Origin of the sequence: Geobacter anodireducens (assembly GCA_001628815.1) — a bacterium.
Taxonomy (GTDB): Bacteria; Desulfobacterota; Desulfuromonadia; order Geobacterales; family Geobacteraceae; genus Geobacter; species Geobacter anodireducens.
In genome coordinates this window covers 101648-110507 of sequence record CP014964.1, presented here as the reverse complement: position 1 = coordinate 110507, position 8860 = coordinate 101648, and the positions used below count along the sequence as shown (strand labels likewise).

Genomic DNA, 8860 nt, shown 5'->3' with positions numbered 1-8860 from the left:
CAGCGTAATGGCAATATAACCTGCGGAGAATCATTTTCAAGGCGTTTTACGCCATTCCAGCGTAAAAAAGGCTAATTTATCCCCCACATGTTGGGGCACGTCGCGATCACAAGCCACAACATATAGAGACATTTTTTCTATGTCAACCTATATTTATTCTATAAAACCAAATATTATACATACTTGTAAGAGGTTCCCCTTTTAACCACTGTTAAATACTCCTTAAACCCTGTTCAAAATCTTTTAACAAGCCATCAGGCCTCTCACCAAAATCTTCTTGACACCGGATACTAGGGAGACTAATCTTAACGCAATCTATAACTCCCTTTCTCTAAGGGAACTCCCTGCCGCCTTTGGCGTCATGGACAAACTGTTCAGGAAAGCCCCGAACAGAAGCACCCTCGGCAGAGGATGTATCGTCTGACAGGAAATCTGGCAGCAGTTCGCCACCCCGTCAGAGCACACCGCCCGGATCTATCCTTCGGGCACACATAGTCGTCTCGGGCAGAGCGACTCAAAAGTTTCAATAAAGGTGCGTCCGGAATTCGGCTGTGCCTTTTTTTATATCCAGAATCTGCGACAAGCCTTACAAGCGGCAGAATAACAACCCGACCTGGGAGAACACAACTCCCGGCCGGGGGATATGTGTCTCCTGTAGGTCAAGGAGGCACGTATGAAAAAGTTGTTCACCAACAAGCAGATTGACAACACCAGCAAGTTCTTTTGGGATATTGGTAAAGCCGCATTTGCCGGGGGTGTAATTACCGGTATAATGATGCCGGCGATCCAGGTCTGGAAAGTCCTTTTGGCTTTCGTTGCGTCTTCATGGTTCGCTTTACTCGGTTTTCTAATCGACAGCATTTCTGACGACGAAAACCCGGATAAGGAGCCCCCATGAAGAAATTGGAGTTGCTTTTCTGAAAGGAAAAAGTAAAATTCAGTTTAGGAGGCCATTATGACACCATTTGACGCTGTCCTGCTCGCTATGGGTGTGATGCTGGTACTTGGTAGCTGCTTAACGTACGCTATCCTGCGTCAGAAAAAACATCACCGCTAGTCGAAACGCCCCAATATCCCCCCAGAAAAAGGGGGGCACTGAAAAGTGACCGCCTTTTTTATTGTAAAATCCCGATCGGGAGATGGTTCATGTCTCCCTCCGGGGGCCATGCACTTCTCTTGCGACGGGACAACCTAACACGAGAGGAGGTGAACAGCATGGCAGGTCAGACGTAAACATATTTCGTCTGCCGATATCTACTCGTCAACCACATCTCATCAACCACCCAGTCGGGAGGAGACAATTAACTCCCCTGGGGGTGATCTGTCTCCTCTCTGCCGGGTACAACCCACAGAAAAGGAGATAGATCATGAACAACGCACAACCCAGCAATGTAATCCCTTACCCGACCCAGAATCCCGTCACCCTTACCTCTAACGCAGCCAGTCTCTCTGAGATCAAGAACCAGGTCACCCTCATTCAGCAGGTTATGCGTGAGGTCATGATTGAAGGAGAACATTACGGAACTATTCCCGGTTGCGGGGATAAAAAAGTTCTCCTGAAATCTGGCGCCGAGAAGTTGATGTTGACTTTCCGGCTCGCTAACGACCTGGATGTTCAAGTTCTTGAACTGCCCAACTTCCATCGGGAGTATCGGGTAAAGGTGACGATTTACGCACCATCCGGCCAACGTCTCGGTACAGGTGTAGGCTCCTGCAGCACAATGGAATCGAAGTATCGCTTCCGCACCGGTCCAATCGAAAACACCGGTAAAATTGTACCTCAGGAGTATTGGACCCATCGCGAGAGCAATCCCGCGAAGGCCCAGGAGCTTTTGGGAGGAAAAGGGTTTTCAGCCAAAAAGGTCGGTACGAAGTATTATATCGTCAAGCAAGGCGAGAGGGTTGAACACGACAACCCGGCCGACAACTACAACACCTGCCTTAAAATGGCCAAGAAGCGTGGCCTTGTGGATGCTGCTCTTACCTCCACGGCCGCTTCGGATATTTTCACCCAGGACCTCGAGGAAGATGATCTCCAGGGAGCAGCTACGGGCGAGACGTACAACAGCTCATCTGCATCAGGAGGGGCATCTTCATCAAGGGGCGAGTCAGGACAGCAGGCCTCCCAATCCTCCAGCTCTTCGAGCGACCAGGGAGGGAGTTCGGCTGAACCGATCTCGAATGACGAAATTGTCGGTTACCTGACCGTCAAGAACGTCAAGCACGAAGTCGGCGATGACGGGACGATCTATGCGTACCCCGAATTCTCCGATTCGGCGGCCCGGACCTGGTTGAAGGATCAAGGCTTTAAATGGGACGCAAAAAATAAGCGCTGGGCACTTTAATCACTACCTGCAGGGGGAACACCATTTCCCCTGAGGAAGAGGTGCTCCCCCCTGTTATTAAGGGAGGCACTGTTGATTACTTCCGGCTGTTGCGTACCGTTAGCCTTCTTGTCCCTGATAAACGGCAAAGCCTATATCAGGGGGGAAACCTTCGAAGTCCTGCCGGCCCTCGCGGAACGAGCCAATGAGCTCCATGGCAAGGCGGTTTGGCTTGTGTGGACAAGGCTGAACGGTAACAAGACCATTATTTCACTTCACTAACCCCACCGGGGAGGCATCAACTCCCGGAAGGGGTTGCTCTGTCTCCCCGCCGCTTTTATGCGAAAGGAGACAGACATGCACAGATTCACTCAAGTCAAAGGTTGCAAAGTCCCCGCAGTCCGCAATTACAATCACTGCGCAAATACCCTCTCAATCGATATCAAGAGGATCCTCGCCGGCGTCATGGCAGGCTCGTTCCTCCTTGCTGTCGGCCTCACGGCTTCTTGCTACATCGGTTAGGGGAGGGGAGGATGCCAGCAACCATATCATTAAAAGGCAAACGTGCCACCGCAACCGTCTTTTGTTCCAATCTGATCATGAAGGGCAGAAATGTGGCGTACCTTACCGCATACGGCCCTAGCCAGGAAGTCCGTGCCTTCGCGCAACTGCTTACGAGCGGCGAAGCGGAGCTGGAAACGGAGAACACGAGGGTTATCAACACCTCGTTCCTCTCCAATCCGATCATGATCCCCAAGCTGGATAACGGCTACACCGGTCTTTACCTCGTGCCGCCCTTGTCCAGCCAGCTCGTCGTCGGCAACAGCGAGGATGCATGTTTCGACATCTATTCCCGCATTCTGGACCAACAGCAATTTGTTCATTGCGACTGGTACAGCGACATTTTCAAGCTGGCGAAGGAAGTGACACCGGAAATCGGCGTCAAGAAGTGCTACCTGACCATCGATAACGTCGCGCATGAAGTTCAGCAACGTATCAGGTACGGAGGCTTCAGCTTCCCCGCTTCGACTGCCAATCTTGAAGTTGAAACAGCCGAGAAAAAAGGCGGAGGTGCACCATGACGGAAACCAACCGGTGCAAGCTACCGGATTTTAACCCGTGTAGATACATCGAAGCCCAGAAAGGCGCTTTTATGCCCATCAAGACCTTTGCATACCGGTTGTATCCGACCAAACCGCAGAAACGGCTCTTGGAGCAGACCGTGGAGACTTGCCGCAGACTCTATAACGACTGCCTCGCGGAGCGCAAAGAGTCGTACGAAGCCACTGGCAAGTCCGTCACCAAGGTCGAACAGCTCCGGCATGTAAAGTAACTCAAGGCAACCAACCCGTACGCCAAGGGCATCCATAGCCACATCCTCCAGGTTACGGTGGCTGATCTGGACAAAGCCTTCAAGAGCTTCTTCCGCAGGATCAAAACCGGGAAGAAACCAGGTTACCCCAGATTCAAAGGCCGGCACCGCTTCGATAGTTTCGGCCTCAAGGAGTATGGCAACGGCTTCAAGATCGACGGCCGCAGGCTGAAGATCTCCGGCATCGGCCGAATCGCAGTACGGTGGCACCGGGAATTGCCGGCAGAACCCTCGACACTGCGGATCATCCGAAAGGCCGATGGTTGGTACGCCTGCTTTGCCTGTAAAATTGCAGCAGAAAATCTCCCCGTAACCGGCAAAGTCATTGGCCTCGATGTAGGGATAAAGAATCTCCTCACCGACAGCGACGGCGCCGAGATAGAAAACCCGAAATGGTACCGCACCGGACAGAAGAAGCTCCGGGTCCTGCAACGCGCCGTCTCCCGGAAGAAAAAGGGCGGCAGCAACCGCAAGAAGGCGGTAGCCTTACTGCAACGGCATCACCTCAAGATCCAGCGGCAACGGCAGGATTTTCTGAACAAACTGGCCACCAGGTTGATCTCCCAGAACGATTTGATCGTGCTGGAAGATCTGCAGATCAGAAACATGGTGCGAAACCCGCACCTTTCGAAGAGCATCCACGATGCCGGATGGCATTACCTGGTGCAACGCCTCACGAGCAAAGCGGCAGAAGCTGGCCGTGTGGTTATCCAGGTAAATCCGTCCTATACATCTAAGTGTTGCTCGTGTTGTGGCCACATCTTCGAAGGGCAGAAACTCTCCCACCGCTGGATAACTTGCCCGGAATGTGGATTGTCCCTAAATCGGGACCACAACGCTGCCATCAATATCCTGAACCGAGGGATTGCAGCCCTCACCAGAGGGGACGGACAGTCCCTTTGGGCGCCAAGCTCCTTGATGTCGGAGGGGTTTGCCCAAGAAGCCGCCGGGTTTTAATCCGTGCGGAGCGTCACCTATTTTGTCCATATTAACCAGCAGTCAGACGGAAGTCTGCCTCCCGATCAATGGGTGAAGGTTGTTGCCGAGAGCATGACGGAGGCCATTGCGGTAGTCTTGAGCAATCGCCCTGACCATAACCAGCCATCCAAGGCTTTCGTAGCACTCAACAAGCACATGAACGGTGTACCATTCATGAGTCAAGGTTTCGCTCTTACCTGGAGCGAGAAATGGAGTGCCACATGACTTATATGCTCAACGCCATCGTCACCAAGTAACCAACACTGTTAACAATTCCCCCCGGGGCAAGCACGACACAACCCCGGCCAGGGGATTACCGTGTCTGCTTGCCCCCCCTGAAAAGGAGAGCTCACAGACATGGATATAACATCAGGAGTAAACTCACATTCTCGCGTGAGAGGGAATGAACTGGCAAAGGGATACTACCCTACATTCCCCAAAGACGTGGAGATGGTCAAATCCGTGATCAAGATTGACTTCGGATGGGACCAGCGAAGCGTCGAGGAGAAACAGGTATGTATCTTCGACCCGTGCGCAGGGGAAGGCATATTCCTTCAAAGCATGGTTCGCCATGCCAAGAAGGCTGCAAACCTTTCCCAAGCGAAAAATACACAGGTCGCTTCCTACGCCGTAGAGCTTGATGCCGATCGTTTCGACAAGATTCGCGGTATCGACCAGAAGCTCAACTCATCTTTCTTCGAGACAACCAACAGCGGTTCATTTGACATTCTCCTTCTGAATCCCCCGTACAACAAGAACACGGGAGAGCTTGTATCCTGGATAGACAAGGCCGCCCCCATGGTTTCGCACCGCGGGGTTATGGTTCTGATCATCCCCGAGTATGAGTTGAAGGGAAAGCTGCTCACCATCCTGCGAGGCAATTTCTCCTGGCGGTATGCTTACCGTTCGGAGGAATACGATGCCTTCAAGCAGGTGGTCATTTTTCTCCGGAAAAACGGCAGCAATGAATCGCTGGCGTACCGATCACGGTATGTTCATCACTACGATAACCTGGACAACACTCAGGAAGATCCGATCCTCTGCTTCATGGGCAACCCGCTTTCGCTGACCGTCGAAGTGCGGCACAGCAATGGGGCTCGCCCTCTTTTGCAGAGTAAGGATCTCACAGAGTTCTACGTGGACTGTGAAGAGAGGTTGGAGAAGGCAACCCGACTGATGCTGGAAAAGCAGTACCCTTCCAGCTATGACACCTCAATCCTGCCGGCATCCACACTCAGAACGGCCCACGCCGTCCAGCTGGCGGCCATGAACAGTCAAATCGAGTCCGTAACCCTCAACGGTACGCACTACCTGGCCAAGTACATGATCGTCCAGAAACCGGAAACCTATGACTCCTATGACGATGATTCAGGCACAAAAACCCAGACCATCGTCTACAAACCCACCGTAGAGACCTTCCTGATGGATGCGACGGGCGAAGTGAAACAAGCCCGGGAGATGGGATTCGATTATGTCGATCTCAACTCACAGCTATCCACAATCCTTCTCAGAAAACTGACCAAGATGTACAAGCCGCTTCACGAGATCGGCGAGGACGAAGAATACCTTGCCGATGAACTGAAGGATCTCGGCCTTAAAGCTCCTCAACGGGAAGCGGTCAAGGCAGTGATGAAGGCATTTGCATCGGGCAGGAGGGGGATCGGCATTCGGGCCAACACCGGTACCGGTAAAACCTGGATGGCGAAGGCGGTAAAGTATATCGCCGGCGCCAGACGGTCGATCATGGTCACCGAACCGCACCTGGTTGAGCAAATGGTCGAGGAGTACAAAAACGAGGGCTTCGACGTCCACGTAATCGACTCATGGCAACGGATGCGGGAACTTGCAGTTGCCCGGCCCAAAGGACTCTACATCATTTCCTACACCCGCCTTCGCATGCACCCCGATTTCGTGACAGTCACGAAAACAGCAAAGGTGCGTACCAGCGAAGGCATCAAATACACCCAGGCCTGCGTAGAATGTGGCTGGCCGGCAGAGAAGCTGCGTAAGAGCGACAAGGAGCACTGCAGTATGTGCGGCTCGGCGCTCTACACCTACATTCCCGAGAACAAGCGTCCATTCCTTCGTTACAAAGGGTGGATAAAGGACATGGAGGCCCGCGGCAAATCAGTTGACGCCAGAACTCACAACAAGCAGCTGCCTTACATTCGATACTTGAAGAGAATCCCCTTCGACCTGGCTATTTTCGATGAAGCCCACAATGCGGCCAACCTCATGAGCAATCAGGGGGCCGCGTTCATTCGCCTAGCTGCATCAGCTAAGCGGGTGCTCTGTCTGACGGCCACCGTGACGAACGGCATGGCCAAGTCCCTCTACAATCTGATCTGGGGCATCAATCCGGTTCAGATGAGGGCAGCAGGGTGGGATATGAAGTCATCCACCGAATTCCAGACGAAATTCGGGGCGTTCAAAGAGGTCAGGAAAACCGATGAGAGAAACCGCCACCGTGAATCGGAGCGGGTCACGACGTACGACACAGCGGGCATCTCACCGGCAGCCCTGATCTACACGCTGCCCAACTTCGTCAACGTGGACTCGGAAGATTTTGACGATCTGCCGCCAGTCGAGCGGGAAGTCATCAAATGCGTTCCTCATGCAGAAGTTGAAGACTGCATGCGGGTCATAGACAAAATCATAGACGATGCGGATTTGCCACCGGAAGACAAACTCCCCGCCGCAAGCGTTCGCACGGCCGCGTTCCTGCGGGTGTCCGACACCTTCAGGCATGCTGACGATGAAATTTGCTTGCGGGGCTACCTGCTTGGGACTTTGTACAGGAGAGATGTGAACGAGCTCCTGGAGAAGGAACAGCGGTTGGTCGAGATTGTCCAGGGGGTGATTGATCGTGGGGAGCGGTTGCTGGTCTATACCGGCAATACGCAGAAGGTCGATATGCGTGGTCCACTGAAGCGGATTCTGTCCGCCAAGTACCCGGGCCTGTCGATCGATACTCTTCCCGATTCGGTTGCCCCCAACAAGCTGGTGCAATGGTTCACAAAAACCACCGCTCAAGTCGTCATTGTGTCATTCCACCGTGTCGCAACGGGACTAAATCTCAGTCAGTTCAACAACTTGGTGTGGTACGACTATACCGACAACACCAGGTTGGCTGAACAGGGTGATGGTCGTATCCGTCGCGTGAACACTGCCGACATCCACCGGGCACTCTTCGGGGAAGTCCGCCCCTGCCGTTACTGGTACCTCACCTCATCGCCAATCCAGGAAGCCCAGCTTGCCTACACACTGGAGAAGAGGATGGTTGCCAAACTGGCGGAAGGGGAAACTCCGGACATCGACCCCGCGGAGTGTTCAAGTGGGAATCAGAGCTTCTCTGCCCTTATCACCAAGGCACTCAAGGAGGGGAACTTCGACTACCAGGACCCAAGCGCCCTGCTGAAGAAGATGACCAAAGCCGAAAATGCCAAGGTCAGGGCAGAGAACTTCGAACAATCGAGAACCATTGCAGCTGTATTCTCCCCGGCAGGAGAACCGATGGACGACGTGCCGTCTTCACCCCCCACACCTGCGCCTCCGGTGCTTGAACAATTCTTTCGGGTCATCTTCACGGAAGAGGGGAGGGAAGTCGAGCGGGACGTGCCGAAGAAGATATTCGAGGAGATGCAGGATAAAGGTCTGCTCGAGATCACACTTTTCGGCATCTACCATCGGGAACAAGCCAAGCGGAAGAAGGCTGCATAAACGTGAGTTGACAATACCCTATGTATTCGCTAAGAAAGGAATAGGAGAAAATGATGGCAACAACTACATTTGACACGCTAAAATTCGCCAAACGGCTCAAAGAAGCTGGGATTCCTGGTGCTGAGGCCGAGGCAATCTCCGAAGCCTTTAAAGAGGCCCAAGGTGATCTCGAATTGGCAACGAAACAGGATCTCGCTTTCTTGGAATTGTCGTTAAAAGGCGAAATTAAGCAGCTTGAGCAGCGGATGACGATCAAGCTTGGCTCCATGATGGTTGTCTCTATTGGAGTGGTAGCAACGATTGTCAAGCTGATCTCATAGCTCTCTTCGACATATCCGGCAATCAGGCCCTCAGAGGAATTCCCTCTGCGGGTTTTTTTGCGTCCAAAATCCACTCGACCCCGGCAGGGAGACTTAGCCAACCCTGCAAGGGGATGGTTTGTCTTCTTGTCCGAGCCCAACCCAGA

At 53.0% G+C, this 8860-nt stretch carries 8 protein-coding genes; all 8 read left to right on the top strand.

All coding sequences use genetic code 11. The features are described 5' to 3' along the window. The first annotated feature begins 673 nt into the window (after window positions 1-673). A complete protein-coding gene (locus A2G06_17035) occupies window positions 674-898 on the top strand; it encodes a hypothetical protein (protein ANA41841.1) in 225 nt (74 codons plus the stop codon). A gap of 469 nt (window positions 899-1367) precedes the next feature. Then, a complete protein-coding gene (locus A2G06_17030) occupies window positions 1368-2345 on the top strand; it encodes a hypothetical protein (GenBank protein ANA41840.1) in 978 nt (325 codons plus the stop codon). A 72-nt stretch (window positions 2346-2417) separates the two neighbouring features. Then, window positions 2418-2606, top strand: a complete 189-nt coding sequence (locus A2G06_17025; protein ID ANA41839.1) for a hypothetical protein — start codon at window positions 2418-2420, stop codon at window positions 2604-2606. Window positions 2607-2857: 251 nt separating this feature from the next. After that, on the top strand, window positions 2858-3406 hold the full coding sequence (locus A2G06_17020) for a hypothetical protein (GenBank protein ID ANA41838.1): 549 nt from the start codon (window positions 2858-2860) through the stop codon (window positions 3404-3406). After that, window positions 3403-3657, top strand: a complete 255-nt coding sequence (locus tag A2G06_17015; protein ANA41837.1) for a hypothetical protein — start codon at window positions 3403-3405, stop codon at window positions 3655-3657. The genes A2G06_17020 and A2G06_17015 overlap by 4 nt, the downstream gene beginning before the upstream one ends. A 57-nt stretch (window positions 3658-3714) precedes the next feature. After that, the gene (locus A2G06_17010; protein ID ANA41836.1) at window positions 3715-4653 is read left to right on the top strand and encodes a hypothetical protein; all 939 of its coding nucleotides are present in this window, start codon (window positions 3715-3717) and stop codon (window positions 4651-4653) included. Window positions 4654-5031: 378 nt separating this feature from the next. Then, window positions 5032-8394 (top strand): type III restriction endonuclease subunit R, encoded by a 3363-nt coding sequence (locus A2G06_17005; GenBank protein ID ANA41835.1) that lies wholly within the window; start codon window positions 5032-5034, stop codon window positions 8392-8394. 53 nt (window positions 8395-8447) lie between these two features. Next, the gene (locus A2G06_17000; GenBank protein ID ANA41848.1) at window positions 8448-8714 is read left to right on the top strand and encodes a hypothetical protein; all 267 of its coding nucleotides are present in this window, start codon (window positions 8448-8450) and stop codon (window positions 8712-8714) included. Window positions 8715-8860 lie beyond the last annotated feature (146 nt).